Origin of the sequence: Bacillus sp. FSL K6-2841 (assembly GCF_037976435.1) — a bacterium.
In the GTDB taxonomy this organism is placed as follows: Bacteria; Bacillota; Bacilli; order Bacillales; family Bacillaceae; genus Bacillus; species Bacillus pumilus.
This window is the reverse complement of the sequence record NZ_CP150266.1, coordinates 1,241,327-1,262,551: the sequence shown is the minus strand read 5'-3', so window position 1 is coordinate 1,262,551 and position 21,225 is coordinate 1,241,327. Positions and strand designations below refer to the sequence as shown.

The following is a 21,225-nucleotide window of genomic DNA, read 5'->3' as shown; positions in this document are numbered from 1 at the left end:
CATCTCCTACATTAGCAATTCAAATGGTTGTTCAAGCACTTTTTTAAGGTCTGTTAAAAAGGCAGCTGCTGGTGCGCCATCTACCACTCGGTGATCAAACGATAAACTGACACCCATCATTGGCCGCACCTGAATTTCTCCATCCACTGCAACAGGCTTATCTTGAATCCGTCCTACTCCTAAAATCGCCACTTCCGGCTGATTAATGATCGGGGTAAAGGTATCAATAGCATACATGCCTAAGTTACTAATCGTAAAAGTGGACCCTTTCAGCTGGTCCGGAAGCAGCTTTTGATCGCGTGCGTTTCGGCCAATTTCTTTCGCTTCTTTTGTTAGTTGTTTTAACCCTTTTTGATTCGCATGAGAAATGACTGGTACCATCAAGCCGTCTTTCACTGCAACAGCAAGACCAATGTGTACATCCTCATGGAAATGGAGCTCATTTTGTTCAAATGTCATATTGATCTGCGGGTGGCGCGTGAGTACATGGCTGACCGCATGAATGATGATTTCTGTGAACGACAACCGGTAGCCTGTCTCTTTTTCAATCGCCGGGAGTAGCTGCTGACGCACTTCTTTTGCTTTCGTCATATCAATTTCACTTGTTAATGTGACGTGCGGTGCTGTAAAGGCACTTTGTGACATGCGATCAGCAATCACTTTTCTCATGCCAGCTAATTTTTGTGTTTTCACAGGCGAAGCCTCTGTTGTTTGCGTTGCTGCTGCTTGTACGTCACTCTTCATGATCTTGCCGTGAGCGCCAGATCCAGAAACTGCTGCTAAATCGATTCCTTCACGAGCAGCGACTTTTTCTGCAAGTGGTGAGACGCGTCGGTCTTTCTCACTAGAATGAACGACTGCCTCGACGTCCCGCTTTTGGACTCTGCCTTTTGGTCCTGTGCCAGATACCTCTTGAATCGCCACATGATGATCTTTTGCCGTTTTTCTCGCTGCGGGCGTGGCACGTACTTTTTCATCAGATGTTTTTGGAGCTTCAGTAGAACTGGATGAAGACGAGTCTGGTGAAGATGGTTCGCTGCTTTCTGAGGAATCCTCATCTGCCTGTGCTGGCGGCTCGCTTGGCACCTGTTCATTTGCCTCTCCAATATATCCAATAACAGCATTGACTGGAATTTGATCATCAGCTTCGTAGTATTTTTTTAGAAAAATGCCGTCATCATAGGCTTCCACCTCGATGTTGATCTTGTCTGTCATAATTTCAAAAAGAGGCTCACCGATTTCAACCGAATCTCCTTCTTCTTTAAACCATTGAAGCAAGGTTCCGATCTCCATCGTACTGCTTAGCTTCGGCATAAATATCTCTTTTGGCATGATCTTCTCCCCTTTATTTAAGAGCGTGCAAGCTCTTTTGCTGCTTCAATAATATCTGGCACTTGTGGAATGACCGCTTTTTCCAGTGTCGGGTTGTATGGTATTGGAACTGCAAGGCCGCCAAGTCGTTTAATCGGCGCATCTAAGTAGTCAAACGCTTCACTTTCCGCTATCATACTTGCAATCTCTCCGCCGTAGCCGCCTCGTTTGACCGCCTCATGAACCACGATACATTTACCCGTTTTCTTCACAGATTCGATAATGGTTTCTTCATCTAATGGGACGAGTGTTCTTGGGTCAATGATTTCAACATCGATTCCCTCTGCTTCTAGTTCCTTCGCCGCTTCTAATGCTTTGTGTACCATAATCGCTGTTGCTACAATTGTGACGTCCTTCCCGCTTCTTTTCACATCAGCTTTCCCTAAAGGAATCGAATAAGGCTCTTCAGGCACTTCGCCGATTGTTTTATATAAAAGCTTGTGCTCGTAGAAAATGACAGGGTTGTCATCATCCATTGCTGCTTTTAAAAGTCCTTTGGCATCATAAGCTGTTGAAGGCTGAACCACCTTTAATCCCGGAATATGAGCCATCCACGCTTCTAAGCTTTGTGAATGCTGCGCTGCGGCACCCGTTCCTGATCCTGCTGGTGTTCTCACAACAAGTGGTACTTTTCCTTTTCCACCAAACATGTATCGTGTTTTAGCTGCTTGGTTTACAAGCTGATCCATTGCGATTGTAATAAAGTCAGAGAATTGAAGCTCTAAAATCGGACGCATACCTGTCAAAGCCGCTCCGACTGCACCTCCTGCGATGGCAGCCTCAGAGATTGGTGTATTGCGCACGCGCTCTGGACCGAACTCTTCAATCATGCCGCGCGTGACCCCAAAAGCACCGCCATATACGCCGATATCCTCACCTAAAATGAATACATCTTGGTTCTCTCTCATTTCCTGACTCATAGCCTCTCGAACGGCTTCTAAATATGAAATCTCTCTCACTGTTGTTTTTGTCACGTGATTCCCCTCCTAATTAGGCGTATACATCCTCTAATAGTGTATCGATTGACGGTTCTTTACTGTTTTTAGCGAATTCTACAGACGCTTCAATTTCTTTCTTCGCTTCTTCCTGTAAGACCGCTGCCTGCTCTTCTGTCAAAACATTTAGTTCAATCAAGAGAGATTTAAAGCGCTTGATCCCGTCTTTTTGTCTCCACTCTGTTTCTTCTTCACGTGTACGGTATTTTTTCGCATCACTCTTAGAGTGACCCTTCCAGCGATACGTTTTCATTTCAACAAGTGATGGACCTTCTCCAGCTCTTGCACGGCTGACCGCTTGATCTACTGTGTTCATAATCTCAACCATGTCATTTCCATCAATTGATTTTCCTGGGATTCCATAGCTTTCTGCTCTTGTTGAAATGTCTTCAATGTTAATCATTTCTTTTACAGGGCCAGACATACCGTACTGGTTGTTTTCACAAATGAATACAACAGGCAAATCCCAAATGGATGCAAGATTTAATGCTTCGTGAAAGCTTCCTTCATTTGTCGCTCCATCTCCGAAGAAACAAAGAACGACAAAGCCTTCCTGTTTCATTTTAGATGTGAGCGCTGCACCTGTTGCCAGCGGGATACCGCCGCCAACGATTCCATTTGCGCCAAGGTTCCCTTTTTCTAAATCAGCGATATGCATCGAGCCGCCTTTTCCTTTGCAATAACCAGTCTCACGCCCGAATAGTTCCGCCATCATCTTATTGACCTCTGCACCTTTTGCAATACAGTGACCATGTCCACGGTGCGTACTGACGATCTTATCTTCGTCCTTTAATACGGCAATTGATCCAACAGCTGACGCTTCCTGTCCGACACATAAATGAGTGGTTCCATGGATAAGTCCTTTCGCAAAGAATTGATCGACCTTTTCATCAAAATATCTCACTAACCACATTTGTTTATATAAATCTGCTAATCTCTCATGACTAATTTGTTCAGGCAAAGTGATTTGTTTTTGCATTTCTTCTCTCCCCTTTACATTTGTTCTTATGTGTTACATTTGTAATTATCATACGTTTAAGTATCATTGAAGTCAAGCATTTCTCTTTCATTTTTAAGCGTTTTCACCTTTTATCAGAAAAAAAGAGAAAGGCAAAGCCCTTTTCTAAAGAACTTCTCTTTCTCTCCCAATCCCTTACGTTCTCATTTATCTGGATACATCATGATTTTGACACTCTCACCTTCAGGGTGCCTTGCGCATTCTATCGCCTGAAGGAGCTGACTTAACGGATAACGATGCGTCACCATCTTTTCTGTGTTGACCACTTTTGCTCTTAGAAGTTCAAAGGCTTCGAGGTAGTGATAAGGATGCGAGGAATAGGCTCCTACTACTTTCACTTCATCATGGAAAAACCGATCAGCCGGAATGGAGACGTCTCCCTTTGGGAAATGAGCAAATACTAAAATCGTTCCGCCTCTCGCTACTGCTTGAAACGCTTCTTTTAAAAGCGCACTACTCCCAACAGAAATAATGACGAGGTCTGCTCCCTTTCCATTTGTTTCTCTCATGACCCGGTCTTCCACCGGCTCAGACGCTGGATGAAAAGCGACGTCTGCCCCTAAATTTCTCGCTTGCAGCAGCCGGTTCTCATTCACATCCGTTATCATCACTTTCCCAGCCAAGTAATGTTTGGCAAGCTGTAGTTGAATGCAGCCAATTTGCCCCGCTCCAAGGATCAGTACAGAATCTCCTGGATGAACAGGTGCTCGTTCAAAACCGTGCAGGCAGCAGGCGACTGGCTCCACCATCGCCCCTTGCTCATATGAGACGTCATTTGGGAGCTTGCCCATTGTGTGCTTGACATGTAATGCAGGTACGCGGATATACTCTGAAAACCCGCCTGGCTCTACATTAGTGGCTGCAAACTGCGGACACATTGTATAAAATCCCCTTTGACAAAAGTCACAGGTAAAGCAAGGCACATGGTGCGCAACATAAACCCTGTCTCCCGTTTTTATATTTGTCACATGCTTTCCGGTTTCAACAATATCACCAGCGATTTCGTGCCCTAGTACCGTTCCTGGAGGTACCGTCTCATGTGTTGCTTTGTAAATATCTGTGCCGCATAAGCCGCAGGCACGCATCCTTAATAGAACTTCATCCTCACTTATCGCAGGCCGGTTCCGCTTCTCATACCGAATGTCCTCTGAAGAATAAAAGACAGCTGATTTCATGTAGCTGCATCCTCCTTTTCATCACCTTTCGCAAAATCCTGCAACGTTTGCACAAGCTGCTTGTACTCACTCATCTCACTGGATATCCAGTAACGTCCTCCGAATATACGAGATGGGCCCACCCTGACATAGACTTTTCCGATATGAGGGTATGGCTTAATAAAAAGCTTTCCTTTAATATCAGAGACCGCATATGTGTGCCATCTGCCAAACGCTCCGATTTTGAGTTTATCTTCACTAATGATGACGTTTGTCGGCTGGTTCAGTCCAGTGATACTAGAAAGCATGAGGATAGGCAGCGTATAAACGCCTAACACAGCTAACGGTTCAGGCCCTGCTGACATTAACGTATAAAGAGACCAAAGGAAAAACAGACAGATGAGTACGGCTGGAAGAAAAATAGACAACACTGCAGACGTTCGGTTATAAGCATGATGCTGCATGAGACGTCCTCCTTTCAGAGATACATAGAAGGAGCCGGGAAAGCTCCTCCATGGAATGATTGTTTACTTAATATGATCGATGATTTTTTCAATATCATCTTCAATGCCAAATCCGGTTAAAAAGGATAATGTTTGAATCACAGGCGTTCCTTTCGTATCACTCACTGGTGTTGTCGTTACGATTAAATCGGCGCCCTCCGCTTTTTGCGGGACTTCAGATGCCTTGCACTGTTCCACCACAACATCGTATCCTTTTTCCTTTAACGTCTCTTCGACCTTTTTAGCAACAACCGTTGACGTTGCAACCGCTGTTCCGCATGAAACCAATATTTTCTTTGCCATAAGAATCCCTCCAGCTCGTTTATTGATCTTTCTGATCTAAGCCCATTTCTTTCGCATACTGCTTTCTAATATCATTTCGCACCCAGTACCATAGAAGCGCATAAGCCAAAGCACAGATGATGGCTGCAATAAAGTATGGGTTGCTCGGATCAAGAAGTCTCACCATGATCCAAGGAATGACGTGGGAACCAAGGTCAATACCTGAAATCATATTGGCTCCTTCTGGGAAGTCAAATCCGACTGCTTTCCCCATTGTTGTCGCAAGCGGTGCGAGATTTGTTGCGATAAAGAAGACAATCATTAATGTAAAAATACTGTTAATAAGGCCACGAATAATATTTCCACGAGCGGCTGCTACTGCCCATACAACTGTAAACGGCAGAACTGATAAGTCAGCAAACGGCAGCATGCCATTGTAAGGCAGAACGACCGCAAGTAGAATCGTAATCGGCACCATAAGAAGGGCTACCGCCATATTTGCCGGATGACCAATCACAATCGCTGTATCTAAACCAATATAGACATTTTTTCCAGGGAAGCGCTTTTGAATATAAGAACGAGCGCCCTCAGAGATTGGAATAAGACCTTCCATTAATAACGCAACCATTCTTGGCATTAGTACAAGAACTGCTGCCATTTGAATACCAAGCGTCATGACGCCTTTCGCATCATATCCACCTAAAAGACCAATAATGATACCAAGTATGAGACCCATCACAAGTGGTTCGCCAAAAATGCCAAAACGTTTCTTCAATGTTTCTGGATCAGCATGAATTTTGTTTAAACCAGGGATCTTGTCAATGATGCGGTTAGACGCATACATAAGCGGCGCAAAGTTGACCGTTTCAGCATGAGCCATCGATACGCCTTTCAATCCAAAGTGGTGTTCGATTGTCGGTGCCGTCCAATCGGCTAATTTAAGTGTGATAGCAGAGACGATCAAACCAACAGCAAGTGCCAAGAACATATTATGATAAGCGTAGTAAGTCACAGAGGCTGCGAAAATCAAATGCCAGAAGTTCCAAATATCCACATTCAATGTTTTCGTAAAATTAACGGACAATAAGATGACATTTAACAAAAGCACAAGAGGAATCATCAAAGGGGCAACGGGTGTTCCAAAGGATATAGCAGCTCCAATCGGCCATCCAACATCCAAAATATCGAGCTTTAGCCCAAGGGAAGTAACCATGGCTTTTGCTGCTGGCCCAAGGCCGCTCACAAGCAAATTAATGACAAGGTTGACACCGACAAACCCAATTCCGATCGTAATACCGGCTCGGAAGGATTTCTTAAAGCCTTGCCTTAAAATCATACCGAAAAGCGTCATAATAATCGGGAGCATAATAGTTGGTCCAAGGTCTAATATAAAATCGACAGCTTGCTTGATCATACATCCACCTCCTGGATTTTTCGAATAAAGCGCTTACATTATTTTGTCAAAGGCTATTGGTTTAATTCTTTCTGAAGCAAAGCAACCGCTTCTTCATACGACGTCATGTCAGACAGCTTCGTCATCACCTCTTCTTTTCTAAAAAGTGTCATGAGCTTCTCTAACATCACAAGCTGCTTACTAGGTTCAGAGATTGCTAGGACGAACACAATTTTGGCCAGCACAGTTTCATCAGGGCTCCCCATCTTGTGAAACATAACAGGTTCCTTTAGAGTGGCTACACTAATCGCCGGTTTGTTCACATGCTCAGGATCTGTATGTGGAATTGCTACCCCAAAGGTCGCAAGTGGAAGGCCTGTAGGATATGTTTTTTCTCTTTCAAGCACCGCTGGTAAAAAGCTCGACTTAATATATCCTCCTGCTTCTAATTGCTCTGCTAAATATGTGGTCACCTCCTCTCTCGAAGATGCATCGTACTGCAGCTTGATCAGTTGTTCATCTAACTCAAACAAGTTGTTCAAACAACCACCCCTTTCATTTGGTATAAATGTGAACACATGTAACAAAAAGAAAGAACATTTTAGAATAGAACCTTTTATAAAGCGCTTACAAATACACATATAGAAAAATGTTCAATGTTGTTACCTTTGTAAAGATATTATAATATTCTAAATTATAAGTCAATGTTCCTAGGAAAAATTTTATAAAAAAAGATGCAGTTTTTTCTGCCTCTCAGATTGTTGACAAAGAGCTAAAATGATTTTTATTTTAGCCCTTTGTCTTCTTTTCAGCGTGATAGAAAACCTTTGCAGTTTAGGAAGGACGAGCACAGGAACGGAACGAATTTAACATCCGTGAGTACCGACGCGCAGGACTGACACCGAATGCGAGGGTTTGTCTACACGCTGAGATGCAGTCTTTTCTGCATCTTTCATCAACTCTGCTCTACTTCTTATTAAATGTGACTTCTTCTAATCACTCAGTACTTGCTCTTTGATGTAAGCAACAACTTTGTCATTCATACGCAAAAAGACCCTTAGCCATTGAAATACATTACAGTCTGTACTTCAAATGGCCAAAGCGTCTTCGATTCCCTGATCCGCTGTGTTTCTTTTATATAAATAAAAAAAGAAACGCCATCCTCAAGAGGCGCTTCTTTTCCCGGGAAATGTTCTTATTGGGCAGAGAGCTTTAAATCGACGCCAACGGCAGTTCCGTTTCTTGAGGAATCAGCCACTCCAGTAAAGGTTCCTGCTTTTCGATCAATGAGTAGCGCTTGAACATTTCCTATATCAATAGGCGAATTGCCGAAACGATGCCCCATATCATTAAGTTTTGTTCTCACATCGAGAGGGACACCTACTTCATAACGATAAGAAGTAGGACTGTTTGTATAAATTCTTGGTTCTTCAACTGCATCCTGAAGCTCCATCTCATATTCAAGCAAATTCAAAATAGTTTGTGAAACAGAAGCAATGATGGTTGTTCCTCCCGGTGAACCTACTGTCATGACAGGCTCATTATCTTTAAAAATGATGGTCGGTGTCATACTGGACAACGGTCGTTTATTCGGCTGAACTTCATTTGCTCCGCCTGGTATTGCATCAAAATCTGTTAGTTCATTGTTTAAGAAGAAACCATATTCCGGGACGAGAATCCCCGTACCAAATAACTGTTCAATGGTTGTCGTGAACGACACAACATTTCCCCACTGATCGGCAACAGTAAAATGTGTGGTCTCACCAATGGTTTTATCTTCAGGCTGCGGTACAATAGGAGATGGATTTTTTTCATCCTCATACGCCCACGGATCTCCTTCTTTCGGGTTAAGATTCTTTTTGTCTAATTGAATAAGAGAGGCTCTTTCTGAAATGTAATCATCGTCTAATAGTCCTTTTAGTGGAACATCTACGAACTCGGGGTCGCCGGCATATGCAGCACGGTCAGCATAGGAGAGATGCATCGTTTCAGCAAGTAGTTGATATTTTTCGAATGATTTGGGGTCATATTGAGATAGGTTAAAGTGGTCAAGTATTTTGAGCATTTGCAGCATAAACACCCCGCCTGAGCTTGGTGGAGGCATACTTGCAAGCTGGTATCCTTTATAGTCTCCCCAGATAGGCTTGTCACTCTCGACCTCATAACGACCAATGTCATCAGTTGTCATTGTCCCGCCAAAATCTTGGACTGTATTTGCAAGTGCCTTTGCTACTTTTCCTTCATAAAATGCTTTGCTTCCTTTTTTCGCAATGAGCTTAAATGTTTTTGCAAGGCCTGGCTGAACTAGGAGGTCTCCTTCTTTGAGCGGCTGATCATTTGGAAGAAAGATGGGCGCTGCAGCCGTTTTTTTCAATTTTCCTTGATGATCATCAATGGCTTTTGCCAAGACAGAATCGATTTCAAATCCATCCTCTGCAAGCTGGATGGAAGGCTTAATCAATTCCTTCATTGAGCGGGTTCCCCACTTATCTAATGCCGCCTCAAGACCTTTCACAGTCCCTGGAACACCAACAGCATTACCATGTGTGGATCGCTCAGCAAACGGGATGGCTTTCCCCTCATCTGTTAAAAACATGTCAGGTGTTGCGCCTTGTGGTGCTCTTTCTCGACTATTGATGATGGATGTTTCTTTTGTCTTCCCATCATAAACCATCATAAATCCTCCGCCACCAATTCCAGACATCATTGGCTCTGTCACATTCAGTGCGTACTGGATGGCAACAGCAGCGTCAACAGCGTTTCCACCTTTCTTTAATACATCTGCACCCACTTCTGATGCGAGCGGATGGGCAGTAGCCACCATGCCATCTTTCCCAACAGCTACTTTATTCCCATGAGTTTCGTTTGCAGTGACCTGACCGACAGGCAGAAAAAACGAGAAAACCAACAGACATATGGACAAAATAGTTAGAGAAATGCGTTTCATACACAACACCCCTTCCATATTCTTACTTTGACCATACCGACTTCTTGACCAGAATACAATAGATTATTCTAAAATTTCTAAAATTTTCATTCTATCATCCTATATTCATCAAATGTAAAGTGGATTTTCAAAACATATGACACACGTACTAAGTAGGGATAAAGACACTATCCTTTCATGTTTTTGATTTCGCGGTATAATAAACGCATCGCAAAGGGGGAAGAATGATGAATCAAAAAAGCACTTTATTTTGGGAAACTTATTGGAAAGAAAAATCAGAAAGCGCACTAATTGACGCATCTGTTTCCGCTTGGGCATTTGGAGCAGACCCAGATCATTTACTTGACCTTGTTCTGCAAGGGAAAAAAACAGCGACATGTTCTGGACATCTTTTTTACGAAAAGGAACAGGAGCCGCTTCCAAAGGCAGGACAATATGCGGTCATTTTGGACAGCCATGACGAACCAAAAGCCATCATAGAGATCACGCATGTAGATGTCATGCCAATGAATGAAGTTCCAGAATCATTTGCCCAAGCAGAAGGTGAAGGCGATCTTTCTTATCACTATTGGTACAGAGCCCATGAAGCATTTTTCACAGAATCACTCAAACCGTACGGATTAGAATTTAAAGAAGACATGCTCCTCGTTTGCGAGCGATTTAAACTTGTTTATTCAGCTTCTTAAGCTTTAAGCGGCGCCAAAAAAGGACCGCTTTTTTCATTTCTTTTCTCCTTTCTGAAAAAGGTGTGATGAGAACACATCTTTAGGTCAGAATAAGATCAAATAGAAAAAGTGAAGAAATTTTCGACTACACCTGTTTTTTTTCGACAAAAGAATATATAATTATTTGATGTGTGCATTGTCTCATTTATACAATGGAGGGTTTTTACATGTTAAAAAGGAAAAAAGACAAGTTTTCCGTCTTGTTAACGGAAATTGCTAAAAATTTAGATGAAACTGCTGAGTATTTTGTTAGCTATAAAGTAACAAATCAAACCACTCTGAAAGAATTTTCTGACACATTGAAGGAATATGAGACAAAAGGTGATAATCATGTTCATACTATGATTAAAGAGCTGAACAAAGCCTTTATTACACCGATTGAACGTGAAGACATTCTTCAATTGACGAATAGCCTCGACGATGTTTTAGATGGAATTGAGCATTTTTCAGCGACAATGGAAATTTATTCAATGACAAGCTCTGACGAACATATCGACAAATTCAGCCACTACATCAGAGAATGTGCGAAGGAAATTTTAATTACAATCGATTTACTGGCTGAAAATCGCTTAAAAGATATTCAACCACACGCAATCAAAATCAAAGAGATCGAGCACAATTGTGACAATCTTTATCGTAAATCACTCAAGAACTTGTTTGGAAAAGAAACGGATCCAATCAAGGTCATTCAATACAAAGAAATTTACGAAACACTTGAAGAAATTGCTGATTCCTGTCAAAGTGTTGCCAACAATCTAGAAACAATCATAATGAAGAATGCGTAACGGGGTTAGTTAAACATGGACACATTACTCATCCTTACCATATTTATTGTCATTTGTGCACTTGCTTTTGATTTCATCAACGGATTCCACGATACAGCAAATGCCATTGCCACTTCGGTTTCAACAAAGGCGTTAAAGCCTAGACATGCTATTATTATGGCAGCGTTTATGAACTTCTTAGGAGCAATGACATTTACAGGTGTGGCAAAGTCCATTACAAAAGACATCGCAGATCCTTTTACACTTCAAAACGGTTCTGTCGTCATTTTGGCTGCTTTAATTGCGGCCATTACTTGGAACTTGCTTACTTGGTATTACGGGATTCCGAGTAGTTCTTCGCATGCACTGATCGGATCAATTGCAGGAGCTGTTATTGCATCTGCTGGTTTTGGCGCTTTAAACTATTCGGGGTTCATTAAAATCATTCAAGCACTGTTGCTTTCACCTATCCTAGCTTTCGTATTAGGATATATCGTGTACACCATTGTCAAATTTATATTTAGAAACCACAATCTCGCAAAAACAAATAAACAATTCCGTCGTGTTCAAATTTTAACTGCAGCACTACAATCGTATACCCACGGAACAAACGATGCGCAAAAAGCGATGGGAATTATTACGATGGCTTTAATTGCAGGGAATTTGCATACAACAGACGATATTCCTTTCTGGGTACAATTCTCTTGTGCGCTTGCAATGGGACTAGGTACGTCTATTGGCGGCTGGAAGATTATTAAAACAGTCGGCGGTAAAATTATGAAAATTCGTCCAGTAAACGGAGTATCTGCCGATTTAACGGGTGCAGCTATTATCTTCGGTGCGACATTTATTCACTTACCTGTTAGTACCACTCACGTGATCTCATCTTCTATTCTAGGTGTAGGTTCTGCACACAGAGTAAAAGGGGTAAACTGGGGTACGGCAAAACGTATGCTTGTCACTTGGGTAATTACATTACCGATTTCAGGAACTCTCGGGGCTCTTATATACTTTGTGTTAAATGCGATTATCTAATATCAAAGACCTGTCTGACAGGTCTTTTTTTATTTGTCTGCACCCTTTTCCTACAAGTCATTTTTTCATGAAGCAGGGTTTCCAATCATATCCATAGAAATAAAGTAAGTATCCATCTGTCTATGGGAGAGAAAATCATGCTATTATTTTTTCAATTGACCGTGTGGTTATTGCTGGGTGCCCTTGCTGTATATGTATTTGCCGTATGGCGTTTTGAACAAAAAGTAAAAGAAAAGATGTTTGCCATTCGTAAAACGTGGTATTGGATTTATGTAGCTGGTGCTGTTGTGTACTGGACAAATGACCCTTCTTCAATCTTCACCGATTGGATGCACTACTTAATTATTGCCGTTTTTTTCGCATTAACCGATGCATTCATCTTTCTCAGCTCCTATATTAAAAAATTCGGAAATCACGAACTAGAAACCGACACCCACCAACTCCTAGAACAAAACAATGATCTACTTCATTCTTACCTCAATAAACTAAAAACGTACCAATACCTATTGAAAAACGAACCGATTCATGTATATTATGGAAGTGTAGAGGCATATATAGAGGGAATTGAACGGCTCATTTATTCCTTTGCCGACAAGATGAATATTCAAGCAGTGCTTTGTCCTTACGATACGCAGGAACAAAAAGATGACCTGCTCCGGACACTTGACCAACGAGCTCTTATTCAGGCGAAGCTTGACAGGCAGGAAGTCTATTACGATGATTTCGGCAAATTGGTGCTCATCCCGTTTTCTGTAGCAGATGATTACTTCGTCATTAAGCTCACCTCTGATGACATTGTCACTGAGTTCGACTATTTATTAATGACATCACTTACAACAATTTATGACCTAATCTTGCCTGACGAAGAGGAAGGTGATGAAGATGGACCACGCACTTCAAGGGGATAACAACAATCGCAAGAAAAACCCTTTTAAGATTTTAAAGAAAAAGCAACATATCAGTATGGCGGATTACAAGGTAAGCCCCCATACAGAACGTATTTTTAAAAAGAATGAACAGCTATTGGATGAGTATAAAAATAAAAGGGCATGATTACACTAAAGGACGCGGAACAAAATCCGCGTCCTGCTTCCATTTTTACATAGACTTGCATACAATAATCTATACGCTGCAACGATTGAGGTGCCAATAAATGAAAAAGAAAATCAAACAATTGAGATATGTTCAGTTTGCTGAATTTAAGTCGTCGCCTTATATGCGTCGATTAAATGAACAAAGTGAAGCAGTCATCCAATCATCCAAACAGAAACACTCACTGATTTAACAGCTTCAGAAGCTTTTCCTTCGTTTTAGGTCCGTATACCCCATCACTTGTCAGACCATTTACCAGCTGAAAACGCGCTACGGCGTTCGCCGTTTTTTCTCCGTAAACTCCGTCTATTCCTTTATTTGCAGCTGCTTTATCAGGATAAAAATAAACAGCAGCAAGCGCCTGCTGGACGAGGCGTACGTGCTCTCCCTTTGTCAATGGAGAAGTCACCTTTAAAACCCCATCTGGCAGCTCATACAAGCTCTTTGCATCGTTACGATAAATTTTGAGAACTTGTCCAATTTGAATCTTATTCGGATCACTAATGTCATTCCACTTCTGTAAATCTTGAACTGTGACCCCATGAGCTTTTGCAATACTCGTTAACGTATCCCCGCTTTTCACGACATATGTGATGACCGTCTCAGGATCTTCTGCTGTTTCAATCCCTTTTTTAAATTCATTCCAAGTAGATAGAAGCTGGCGTGGACATGCTTTTCCTGACCAGTACTGATGTGTGACCACATTTGCTAGCGGTATGTGATGTTCTTTTAACAGCTTTTGAATGAGCCATTGTGCATGTTTGACCGCTTGCTGAAAATTCCCATCTACATTCTCACAAATTTCAATTCCGATCGACTTCCGGTTACCATTCCCATGACCATCCCCTGCATGCCAACCATTTTCATTTAACGGTAGATGCTGAAAGATTTCATGATCATCCACTGTAAAGTGCCAGCTCACCTCTGTCGTTGGGCTTTTTACATAGGCCGCATGACTTTTCGCATCCGCTCCCTTTGACGTGTTTGCTGTGTTATGCACCGTTACATACTCCGGTGCCATCGCATACCCTGGGCGGTTTCCGTTTCCAACTGGAATAAAATCTTGATAAATTTGTACCATGTACTGCACTCCCTTTTGCTAGATTGAATTGATCTTTCTCATCAATCGGTGGCATTCGTAAGACAATACTTGTTTGTTTTCATGAGAAGACTATGGTAAAATTTGAATTCAATTCACTCTTTTTAGTCGTGAAACGTGCAAAAATACAGAAAAAAACAGGAATTAATTCCATTTTTCCTTGATTTTATGTTAAAATTGTTAAAAATAAACCGATAATAAAAGTAAGTAATAGCTCATTTAGCTATTTAGTCCTATATGGACTTTTCTTTTACGCCAAAAATAGAACATACGTTTGTATGGAGGTTTTCAAATGACTGGTTTTTTAACCCATTTAGAAGAAGATATTAAGCGTTTATATGCTCAATTACAAATAAGCGGTCCTGCTTATAGAGAGATGCAAAGGATCGCTTCTGAATTTCGCGTATGGGTCCATTACGAGGAGACTGGCAGCATGATGATCCAGCATCAAGGTCTTTACAGTATTATCTTAAACAGATCCCTATCACCTGAAGAACAGTGGCAGGATTTTGCCCACGAGCTTTGTCATGTGCTAAAGCATACAGGCAATCATTTCAAAATGAACAAACTCTTTCGAGAATTGCAGGAGTTTCAGGCAAAACAATTCATGTATCACTTTTGTGTTCCAACCTTTATGCTGATGAAAATGAAGCTTCCACCCCTTCGGCAGCAAGCCATTTTTCATATTGCTCAAACGTTTCATGTCACTTGGACTTTTGCTGAAAAGCGGCTTGCCTTATTCGAACAGCGAAAAGCAGGTATTCGCTTTCAGCAGGAGTTTACGTCTTATTTAATGAAAGCAGAAAGAGTCGCTGAAAAAGAAGCTGCTTATCAAACGTAAATTATCGCATAAAAGTTTATACATAAAGAGCTAATACTTGTTTGAGTACATTTGTGTACCGATAAAATTGTTCAGTTTGTGTATCTCGCCGGTATTGACGCCTAAAGTCTTGAAAGAATGCTCTTCTTTGAGCCTGACTAATTTCAAGTTGTACACTTTTTCCTGTCAGACATTTGTTATTGATATTATCAGGATGCGTTCCAGAAAAACGATCAGATTCGGCTAGCAGCAATGCTTGAAAGCCATTTTGCGTTAAACGCTTCACAGTTTCTGCCGCTCTTTCTCTGTCCGTACCTCCCACTAACGTTTGAAGCTCCTCTGTTTCTCCGTAGCCATGAAGTGCAAACGTATAATGATGGGTATGCACCTCTGAAAGGCAAAGCGGCTCATCAAAGCGTGTACTTGTAATATGAAGCACATGATTGCCTTTTACTTTAAGGCCTTCAAATAAATACATAGAATAGTCACTAGAAATTTCATGAACAAGCTCACTCACGCCTGATTCAATTCCTCCAGCATGAGGAGACAAAACTAGCAGCTGGTCACCTTTCCGCTCGTGAAGAATTTGATAATCAATCCCTTTTCTTTCATGAGCGGAGAGCTCTTCATAATTTTGATACGTATCGATAATTTGCATCATGTCATCTGCTCCATTTCTTTATATGAGCATAAGTCTACTGATCCCTCATTCTTTTGTAAAGAGGTTTCGAATCAAATATACCACTTGAATTCTTCCTTAAATTTTCCTTACATTTACGGCATTCTGTTGAATTTTGAGAAAAAATGACCGATAATTGAAACGAATAGAACTTTTGGACTATATGAATCTTTTTGTATTCTCTCTCATAAATTAGAAATATTGTGATCTACATCTGGAGGAATTCATGTTAAAAAAGAAAACCACCCTCACTCTTATCATCTTACTCCTTAGCTTCGCTGGCATTATTTATTGGAAATGCTTCTCTCTTCAAGGCGTGTCTCACGGAACATTCATCCGCTCGATGTCATCACCTGACGGAATGTATATCATCAACACCTATCAGCATAGCGGAGGAAAGCTAAAGGAAAACGCAGTCAGAGCAGAAATTGAAAACAAACTGACCCATCGCAAGAAAACGATTTACTGGAAATACCCTGATAAGGACCCTCTCATCAAATGGAAAAACGGACAGCTTGTTCAAATTGGACATGAGTTTTTAAATGTGGTGAAAGGCGACACCTACGATTATCGCTTTGATCAGAACAAGAGAAAATAACGACATACAAAAAACGAATCCTCTTGGATTCGTTTTTTACGTTGCCATGACGGTTTGCATAAATTTCTTCATATCTGTACTAACCGTTGTCAATCGATCAACAATTTCGCTAAATTCCGTCACAAGTGAAGCCTGTTCTGATGAAGAACCTTTCATATGGTCCATACTTTCAAGTAATGTATGTATATTGGAGGAAATTCCTTGTAATGAGCTTTCGATGTTTTCTGTTGCACGTGAAGTTTCACTTGAAAGCTTTTGAACCTCACTTGCTACAACACTAAAACCTGCTCCGTCTTTTCCTGCCCTGGCCGCTTCAATTGACGCATTCAATCCTAGCAAACTCGTTTGTTTCGAGATGCCTTTAATCATTTTTGTAATATCGGCTGTTTGTTTCGAGCTTTCAAGAGTTTGCTGCGTTTGTAAGGTCATCTCCTCACTTGTAGCAGAAAGCTCCTCTGAATGCGCCGCCACCACGTGCACCTTTTCTTGAATACTTTGAATAATGTCATTCAATGAATCCATATACGCTTCAAGCTCTATTTGATTTTTGAGCGGAAATCCTAAAGCGAGGGCACCAATCACTTGCCCGTTTTCATCAAAAATGGGCAATCCCATTGCATTTAAAGGTACTCCATATACTGATTCAGGCACAAACATACTCGATGTCTCACCTCTCAGCGCTTTTTTCATATTCAGATCATCTGGTTTAATACGTTCACCAGCTCGAATTTGAAAATCAACATCTTTCGATGGCAAATACAGCAAAAATTTCTCTCGGTCAATGACACCCATCGTCACTTCATTTTTTAAAATCTGCATCATATAAGGTGCTGCTGTCACTATACTCTGTAGTATATCCAATTTCTCTACCCCCTTATATTATTTATCGGTCGCTTTTCTTAAAATAATAGTTATTTTTTAAAAATAATGATGATGAAAGTTATTTCTCATATGTATGAGTAAAAAGAGGGAAATTCCCTCTCTATATTCAACAAAACGTAAATTTGCTATAATTTAAGTATCAACATATGATGAAATGGTCATGTAATCATTTTATATATATTCATTGGAGGCGCATGTTGTGAGACAACCTATGACTTATGAGCGGGCGATCGTCATTGGCGGCGGTATGACGGGAATACTCGCTGCAAAAGTTTTATCAACGTTTTATCATCAAGTTTTTATTATCGAAAAGGACGAAATGCCAGACTCTCCTAAGAATCGTCTCGGCACTCCTCAAGCTTTTCATCCACATAGAATGCTGCCACTAGGCAAGCAAATCGTTGAACGTCTATTCCCTGGCTATACAAAAGAGTTATTGACAATGGGCGGATTTAATACATGGCAACAAACCTCTCGATTTATCACAAAAGATGGTGAATTAACGCTTACTGATACAGAAGAAACAGCCGTTACAAGACGTGCCATGCTAGAGTGGGTGCTAATGCAAAGAATGTTAAATGAGGGACGGGTGCAATGTTTAGAAAAACATGAAGCCTTCTCACTTCAGTTGAAAGAGGGAACGAATCAAGTCATCGGACTGATCGTGAAAGATCGGCATCAAAAGCCGGGACGCATTTTTGAAATGAAAGCAGATTTAGTGATCGATACGTCTGGAAGAATGTCTAAATTGCCAAAATGGCTGAAAGATGCTGGACTGACCTTACCGCAGACAGATGAATTAAGTGTGTCACTCGGTTACAGCACTAGATATTACAAAATACCACCAGAAGCGCCATACCAGCAATCAATGGTCGTCGTGGGTCAGCCAGACAGGCAAATTCCAACAGGACTGTTTGAACGCGTAGATCATGATTTAGTAGCTGTTCTTCTCTCTGCAGCTGGCGGATCACATTATCCAACAACGGATGCTGATCAATTTGATTCAGAAACGGCTGCACTCGCGCATCCAGCAATAGCAGAGGCCATCACTCATTTAACGCCCTATACAAAACCAAAAGGGTTTAGAGTTCCTTCTTGCGTGAGACATCACTATGAACAAATGCACGAATGGCCAAGTGGATTATTGGTGATGGGCGATGCCTTGTGTACATTAGATCCTATTCACGGGCAAGGAATGACAAAGGCCGCACTCGAAGCACAAGTTCTTGAGCGTATGCTCAAACAAGCACAAAAAAATAAGCAGCTATCTTTTGAAAAGGACACATTACAACAAATGCAGCATGCCAATGAACTTGGCTGGTGGCTTTGTGCGATTGCTGATATGGCGTGGGAAGGCGTTGAATTAAAAGGAGAAACAACCATTCCCCATTTGACATTCGTACAAGGATTTTTAAATCGCTACGTACAATACGCCATAGTAACAAAACAGCCTGAACGTCTTGAGGCGTATCACCGAATGCATTCTTTTTTAACTGAACCGAGAGACATCATCAACTTAGAACAGCTGCATGACATGATTCAAGCCGACACTTCTGGCGAAACGGCTGAATGGTGGAGTCAGTGGGATCAAGAGGACGAAGAACGCAATCGGGCTTTTTTCCATGAAGCGGTTCCTGACTTTCGTTTACAGCAACTACTGTCATTCAATTGAAACAAAAAAGCCCCTTTAAGGGGCTTTTTGATTAACGTAATAATTGAAGTACGTTTTGTGGCTGTTGGTTGGCTTGTGCTAGCATCGCTTGAGATGCTTGAGAAAGAATGTTGTTCTTTGTGAACTCACTCATTTCTTTCGCCATGTCAACGTCACGAATACGAGACTCAGCAGCCGTTAAGTTTTCAGCAGAAGCACCAAGGTTGTTGATTGTGTGCTCTAGGCGGTTTTGGACGGCACCAAGTGCTGAACGCTGTTTAGATACTGCGCCGATGGCTTCATCAATTTTTGCTACTTCAACGTCAAAGTCAAAACCATCTTCATTTACTTTAATATCTTTGACAGTCAAGGTTTCAGCGTCCATTTTGCCGATCTGAACGTTGATGTTTTGCTCAATGTTAGCGCCAATTTGAAATTGGAATCCATCTTCAACGCTACCATCCAACAGATTTTTTCCGTTAAATGCTGTACGCTGAGAAATCCCATCAATTTCATCTACCAAAGCCGTGAGCTCTTCTTGAATAGCTGTTAAATCTTCTGTTTGTTGAGTCCCAACGTTACCCGCTTGAACTGTTAATTCACGCATACGTTGAAGGATCGCATGTGTTTCAGTTAATGCACCTTCAGCTGTTTGGATAAGAGAGATACCATCTTGTGCGTTTTTAGATGCCATTTCTAATCCGCGGATTTGTCCACGCATTTTTTCAGAAATGGCTAGACCTGCTGCGTCATCTCCTGCACGGTTGATACGAAGACCAGAAGAAAGCTTCTCCATGTTCTTTTGCCCTGCTCCATTGTTTGCAGACAAACGGTTCAGTGTGTTAAGTGCTGCGATATTGTGGTTAATTCTCATATTAAATGACCTCCATGTGTTTGAACCAATTGAACATCCTTGTCCAAAAGTTCTAAATTAGAATTTTTTTGTAAGCCTTACAATCCATTTATCGAACTTTAATGGAATTTGTTTAACAAAAAAGGGATAAATGAGGTAAAAGTCTCATTCGTTATGATCGTTTCGCTAGAGTATGCCAAATCTAAAGGTCATTTTTCATGATTTGTCAGAGGGATTTAAGAATCATAAGACTGGAGAAAATGCGAAGAAAAAACAGCATAAAAAAAAGCCCCATAAAAGGGGCTCTTCATTAACGTAGTAATTGAAGTACGTTTTGTGGCTGTTGGTTCGCTTGTGCAAGCATTGCTTGAGACGCTTGAGAAAGAATGTTGTTCTTTGTGAACTCACTCATTTCTTTCGCCATGTCAACGTCACGGATACGAGACTCAGCAGCTGTTAGGTTTTCACCAGAAGCACCAAGGTTGTTGATTGTGTGCTCTAGGCGGTTTTGGACTGCACCAAGTTTACCACGCTCAGAAGATACTTTATTGATTGCAGCATCTACTTTGTCTAATAAAGCATCTGTATTAGCAGCTGTAGCAGTTGTTACAACATAATCTGCTTTCAACATATCAAGACCAGTAGCAGCAGTACCCATGTTACCAATATTAACAGTTAATTGTTGAGTTTTGTTAGCACCGATTTGGAAAGTGAATCCATCTGTAGCCGTACCATCAAGTAATTTTTTACCGTTGAATGCTGTACGATTAGAGATACCATCTACTTCATCTAAAAGGTTGTCGATCTCATCTTGGATCGCTTTAAGATCTGTAGTTGCATCTTGCGTACCAGTGTTACCCGCTTGAACAGTTAGTTCACGAACACGTTGAAGGATTGAGTGAGTTTCAGTCAATGCACCTTCAGCTGTTTGGATAAGAGAGATACCGTCTTGTGCGTTTTTAGAAGCCATTTCTAATCCGCGGATTTGTCCACGCATTTTTTCAGAAATCGCAAGACCTGCTGCGTCATCTCCTGCACGGTTGATCTTAAGACCAGAAGAAAGTTTCTCCATGTTCTTTTGGCTTGAAGCGTTGTTTGCAGACAAACGGTTTAAAGTGTTAAGTGCTGCGATATTGTGGTTAATTCTCATTTCCTATTACCTCCATGTATGTGGGACCTGACAGACGTCCTTGTCTGAAAAAAGTCCTTTGTTCTAGGGCTTATCAACCCTGACAATTCTATTATCGGACATAGTTATAGGATGTTTAGCAGATTTTTAAAAAAATATCGTATTTTTTCATGATGTTGATCCTAATTTGAACAATTCTATAAAAACAAAAGCTGCTGATCTATCATCAGCAGCT

Annotated in this window: 23 protein-coding genes; 9 read left to right on the top strand and 14 right to left on the bottom strand. The window is 41.3% G+C overall.

All coding sequences use genetic code 11. The features are described 5' to 3' along the window. Positions 1-6: 6 nt before the first annotated feature. From MHH68_RS06205 to ggt, 9 genes are all read right to left on the bottom strand, one after another. Complete coding sequence (locus MHH68_RS06205) at positions 7-1,332, bottom strand: dihydrolipoamide acetyltransferase family protein (RefSeq protein WP_323640227.1); 1,326 nt, start codon at positions 1,330-1,332, stop codon at positions 7-9. 17 nt (positions 1,333-1,349) lie between these two features. Continuing rightward, the gene (locus MHH68_RS06200) at positions 1,350-2,330 is read right to left on the bottom strand and encodes an alpha-ketoacid dehydrogenase subunit beta (RefSeq protein WP_144462509.1); all 981 of its coding nucleotides are present in this window, start codon (positions 2,328-2,330) and stop codon (positions 1,350-1,352) included. 31 nt (positions 2,331-2,361) lie between these two features. After that, on the bottom strand, positions 2,362-3,345 hold the full coding sequence (locus MHH68_RS06195) for a thiamine pyrophosphate-dependent dehydrogenase E1 component subunit alpha (protein ID WP_058014219.1): 984 nt from the start codon (positions 3,343-3,345) through the stop codon (positions 2,362-2,364). Between the two features lie 182 nt (positions 3,346-3,527). Then, positions 3,528-4,559, bottom strand: a complete 1,032-nt coding sequence (locus MHH68_RS06190) for an alcohol dehydrogenase catalytic domain-containing protein (RefSeq protein ID WP_339165570.1) — start codon at positions 4,557-4,559, stop codon at positions 3,528-3,530. After that, entirely contained in the window at positions 4,556-5,002 is a 447-nt protein-coding gene (locus MHH68_RS06185) for a hypothetical protein (protein WP_339165569.1), read from the bottom strand. Before MHH68_RS06185 ends, MHH68_RS06190 begins: the two co-directional genes overlap by 4 nt. A 63-nt stretch (positions 5,003-5,065) precedes the next feature. Further along, positions 5,066-5,344 (bottom strand): PTS sugar transporter subunit IIB, encoded by a 279-nt coding sequence (locus MHH68_RS06180; protein WP_003212259.1) that lies wholly within the window; start codon positions 5,342-5,344, stop codon positions 5,066-5,068. A gap of 19 nt (positions 5,345-5,363) precedes the next feature. After that, on the bottom strand, positions 5,364-6,737 hold the full coding sequence (locus MHH68_RS06175; protein WP_058014221.1) for a PTS transporter subunit IIC: 1,374 nt from the start codon (positions 6,735-6,737) through the stop codon (positions 5,364-5,366). 53 nt (positions 6,738-6,790) lie between these two features. Next, complete coding sequence (locus tag MHH68_RS06170; protein ID WP_058014222.1) at positions 6,791-7,258, bottom strand: PTS sugar transporter subunit IIA; 468 nt, start codon at positions 7,256-7,258, stop codon at positions 6,791-6,793. Between the two features lie 653 nt (positions 7,259-7,911). Then, positions 7,912-9,663 carry a gamma-glutamyltransferase gene (ggt, locus tag MHH68_RS06165; protein WP_339165566.1) on the bottom strand — a complete coding sequence of 584 codons (1,752 nt, stop codon included), beginning with the start codon at positions 9,661-9,663 and terminating at the stop codon, positions 7,912-7,914. A gap of 227 nt (positions 9,664-9,890) precedes the next feature. Here ggt and MHH68_RS06160 point away from each other — a divergent pair, with 227 nt between their 5' ends. The 6 genes from MHH68_RS06160 to MHH68_RS06135 all read left to right on the top strand — a co-directional run bounded on the left by MHH68_RS06160 (position 9,891) and on the right by MHH68_RS06135 (position 13,472). Beyond that, positions 9,891-10,349 carry an ASCH domain-containing protein gene (locus MHH68_RS06160; RefSeq protein ID WP_339165564.1) on the top strand — a complete coding sequence of 153 codons (459 nt, stop codon included), beginning with the start codon at positions 9,891-9,893 and terminating at the stop codon, positions 10,347-10,349. A gap of 206 nt (positions 10,350-10,555) precedes the next feature. Further along, the gene (locus tag MHH68_RS06155; protein ID WP_003212390.1) at positions 10,556-11,173 is read left to right on the top strand and encodes a DUF47 domain-containing protein; all 618 of its coding nucleotides are present in this window, start codon (positions 10,556-10,558) and stop codon (positions 11,171-11,173) included. Positions 11,174-11,188: 15 nt separating this feature from the next. Further along, positions 11,189-12,187 (top strand): inorganic phosphate transporter, encoded by a 999-nt coding sequence (locus tag MHH68_RS06150; RefSeq protein WP_058014225.1) that lies wholly within the window; start codon positions 11,189-11,191, stop codon positions 12,185-12,187. Between the two features lie 137 nt (positions 12,188-12,324). After that, positions 12,325-13,095, top strand: coding sequence for a type II toxin-antitoxin system SpoIISA family toxin (locus MHH68_RS06145; RefSeq protein WP_339165562.1), 771 nt, complete (start codon positions 12,325-12,327; stop codon positions 13,093-13,095). Further along, positions 13,064-13,240, top strand: coding sequence for a type II toxin-antitoxin system SpoIISB family antitoxin (locus MHH68_RS06140; protein ID WP_080984789.1), 177 nt, complete (start codon positions 13,064-13,066; stop codon positions 13,238-13,240). Before MHH68_RS06145 ends, MHH68_RS06140 begins: the two co-directional genes overlap by 32 nt. 100 nt (positions 13,241-13,340) lie before the next feature. Further along, the gene (locus MHH68_RS06135) at positions 13,341-13,472 is read left to right on the top strand and encodes a hypothetical protein (RefSeq protein ID WP_260850301.1); all 132 of its coding nucleotides are present in this window, start codon (positions 13,341-13,343) and stop codon (positions 13,470-13,472) included. Here MHH68_RS06135 and MHH68_RS06130 read toward each other — a convergent pair. Continuing rightward, positions 13,461-14,360, bottom strand: a complete 900-nt coding sequence (locus MHH68_RS06130) for an N-acetylmuramoyl-L-alanine amidase (RefSeq protein ID WP_061407451.1) — start codon at positions 14,358-14,360, stop codon at positions 13,461-13,463. The two genes, MHH68_RS06135 and MHH68_RS06130, sit on opposite strands and share 12 nt — an antisense overlap. Before the next feature lie 310 nt (positions 14,361-14,670). Here MHH68_RS06130 and MHH68_RS06125 point away from each other — a divergent pair, with 310 nt between their 5' ends. Next, the gene (locus MHH68_RS06125) at positions 14,671-15,219 is read left to right on the top strand and encodes an ImmA/IrrE family metallo-endopeptidase (RefSeq protein WP_061407448.1); all 549 of its coding nucleotides are present in this window, start codon (positions 14,671-14,673) and stop codon (positions 15,217-15,219) included. A 16-nt stretch (positions 15,220-15,235) separates the two neighbouring features. Here MHH68_RS06125 and MHH68_RS06120 read toward each other — a convergent pair whose 3' ends face one another. Further along, on the bottom strand, positions 15,236-15,859 hold the full coding sequence (locus MHH68_RS06120; RefSeq protein WP_061407445.1) for a poly-gamma-glutamate hydrolase family protein: 624 nt from the start codon (positions 15,857-15,859) through the stop codon (positions 15,236-15,238). A gap of 244 nt (positions 15,860-16,103) precedes the next feature. Here MHH68_RS06120 and MHH68_RS06115 point away from each other — a divergent pair, with 244 nt between their 5' ends. After that, complete coding sequence (locus tag MHH68_RS06115; protein WP_058014230.1) at positions 16,104-16,475, top strand: DUF5412 domain-containing protein; 372 nt, start codon at positions 16,104-16,106, stop codon at positions 16,473-16,475. A gap of 36 nt (positions 16,476-16,511) precedes the next feature. Here MHH68_RS06115 and MHH68_RS06110 read toward each other — a convergent pair whose 3' ends face one another. Further along, positions 16,512-17,336 (bottom strand): methyl-accepting chemotaxis protein, encoded by an 825-nt coding sequence (locus tag MHH68_RS06110; protein WP_058014231.1) that lies wholly within the window; start codon positions 17,334-17,336, stop codon positions 16,512-16,514. Positions 17,337-17,556: 220 nt separating this feature from the next. Here MHH68_RS06110 and MHH68_RS06105 point away from each other — a divergent pair, with 220 nt between their 5' ends. After that, positions 17,557-19,029: an FAD-dependent monooxygenase gene (locus MHH68_RS06105; protein ID WP_339165559.1), complete on the top strand. Its 1,473-nt coding sequence runs from the start codon at positions 17,557-17,559 to the stop codon at positions 19,027-19,029. 31 nt (positions 19,030-19,060) lie between these two features. Here the strand turns inward: MHH68_RS06105 and hag (MHH68_RS06100) are convergent, their stop codons facing one another. Together hag (MHH68_RS06100) and hag (MHH68_RS06095) are read right to left on the bottom strand one after the other, a co-directional pair. Next, positions 19,061-19,882: a flagellin Hag gene (gene hag / locus MHH68_RS06100; protein WP_044141245.1), complete on the bottom strand. Its 822-nt coding sequence runs from the start codon at positions 19,880-19,882 to the stop codon at positions 19,061-19,063. A 289-nt stretch (positions 19,883-20,171) separates the two neighbouring features. Beyond that, the gene (hag, locus tag MHH68_RS06095; protein WP_095285038.1) at positions 20,172-21,011 is read right to left on the bottom strand and encodes a flagellin Hag; all 840 of its coding nucleotides are present in this window, start codon (positions 21,009-21,011) and stop codon (positions 20,172-20,174) included. Positions 21,012-21,225 lie beyond the last annotated feature (214 nt).

What these genes read in the sequence shown, in the direction of transcription:
- MHH68_RS06145 (WP_339165562.1), top strand. Translation starts at nt 12,325, where the DNA reads ATGCTATTATTTTTTCAATTGACCGTGTGGTTATTGCTGGGTGCCCTT.
- MHH68_RS06205 (WP_323640227.1), bottom strand. Translation starts at nt 1,332, where the DNA reads ATGCCAAAAGAGATATTTATGCCGAAGCTAAGCAGTACGATGGAGATC.
- MHH68_RS06115 (WP_058014230.1), top strand. Translation starts at nt 16,104, where the DNA reads ATGTTAAAAAAGAAAACCACCCTCACTCTTATCATCTTACTCCTTAGC.
- MHH68_RS06135 (WP_260850301.1), top strand. Translation starts at nt 13,341, where the DNA reads ATGAAAAAGAAAATCAAACAATTGAGATATGTTCAGTTTGCTGAATTT.
- hag (WP_095285038.1), bottom strand. Translation starts at nt 21,011, where the DNA reads ATGAGAATTAACCACAATATCGCAGCACTTAACACTTTAAACCGTTTG.
- MHH68_RS06185 (WP_339165569.1), bottom strand. Translation starts at nt 5,002, where the DNA reads ATGCAGCATCATGCTTATAACCGAACGTCTGCAGTGTTGTCTATTTTT.
- MHH68_RS06180 (WP_003212259.1), bottom strand. Translation starts at nt 5,344, where the DNA reads ATGGCAAAGAAAATATTGGTTTCATGCGGAACAGCGGTTGCAACGTCA.
- ggt (WP_339165566.1), bottom strand. Translation starts at nt 9,663, where the DNA reads ATGAAACGCATTTCTCTAACTATTTTGTCCATATGTCTGTTGGTTTTC.
- MHH68_RS06175 (WP_058014221.1), bottom strand. Translation starts at nt 6,737, where the DNA reads ATGATCAAGCAAGCTGTCGATTTTATATTAGACCTTGGACCAACTATT.
- MHH68_RS06140 (WP_080984789.1), top strand. Translation starts at nt 13,064, where the DNA reads ATGAAGATGGACCACGCACTTCAAGGGGATAACAACAATCGCAAGAAA.
- MHH68_RS06155 (WP_003212390.1), top strand. Translation starts at nt 10,556, where the DNA reads ATGTTAAAAAGGAAAAAAGACAAGTTTTCCGTCTTGTTAACGGAAATT.
- MHH68_RS06160 (WP_339165564.1), top strand. Translation starts at nt 9,891, where the DNA reads ATGAATCAAAAAAGCACTTTATTTTGGGAAACTTATTGGAAAGAAAAA.
- MHH68_RS06190 (WP_339165570.1), bottom strand. Translation starts at nt 4,559, where the DNA reads ATGAAATCAGCTGTCTTTTATTCTTCAGAGGACATTCGGTATGAGAAG.
- MHH68_RS06125 (WP_061407448.1), top strand. Translation starts at nt 14,671, where the DNA reads ATGACTGGTTTTTTAACCCATTTAGAAGAAGATATTAAGCGTTTATAT.
- hag (WP_044141245.1), bottom strand. Translation starts at nt 19,882, where the DNA reads ATGAGAATTAACCACAATATCGCAGCACTTAACACACTGAACCGTTTG.
- MHH68_RS06130 (WP_061407451.1), bottom strand. Translation starts at nt 14,360, where the DNA reads ATGGTACAAATTTATCAAGATTTTATTCCAGTTGGAAACGGAAACCGC.
- MHH68_RS06150 (WP_058014225.1), top strand. Translation starts at nt 11,189, where the DNA reads ATGGACACATTACTCATCCTTACCATATTTATTGTCATTTGTGCACTT.
- MHH68_RS06195 (WP_058014219.1), bottom strand. Translation starts at nt 3,345, where the DNA reads ATGCAAAAACAAATCACTTTGCCTGAACAAATTAGTCATGAGAGATTA.
- MHH68_RS06120 (WP_061407445.1), bottom strand. Translation starts at nt 15,859, where the DNA reads ATGATGCAAATTATCGATACGTATCAAAATTATGAAGAGCTCTCCGCT.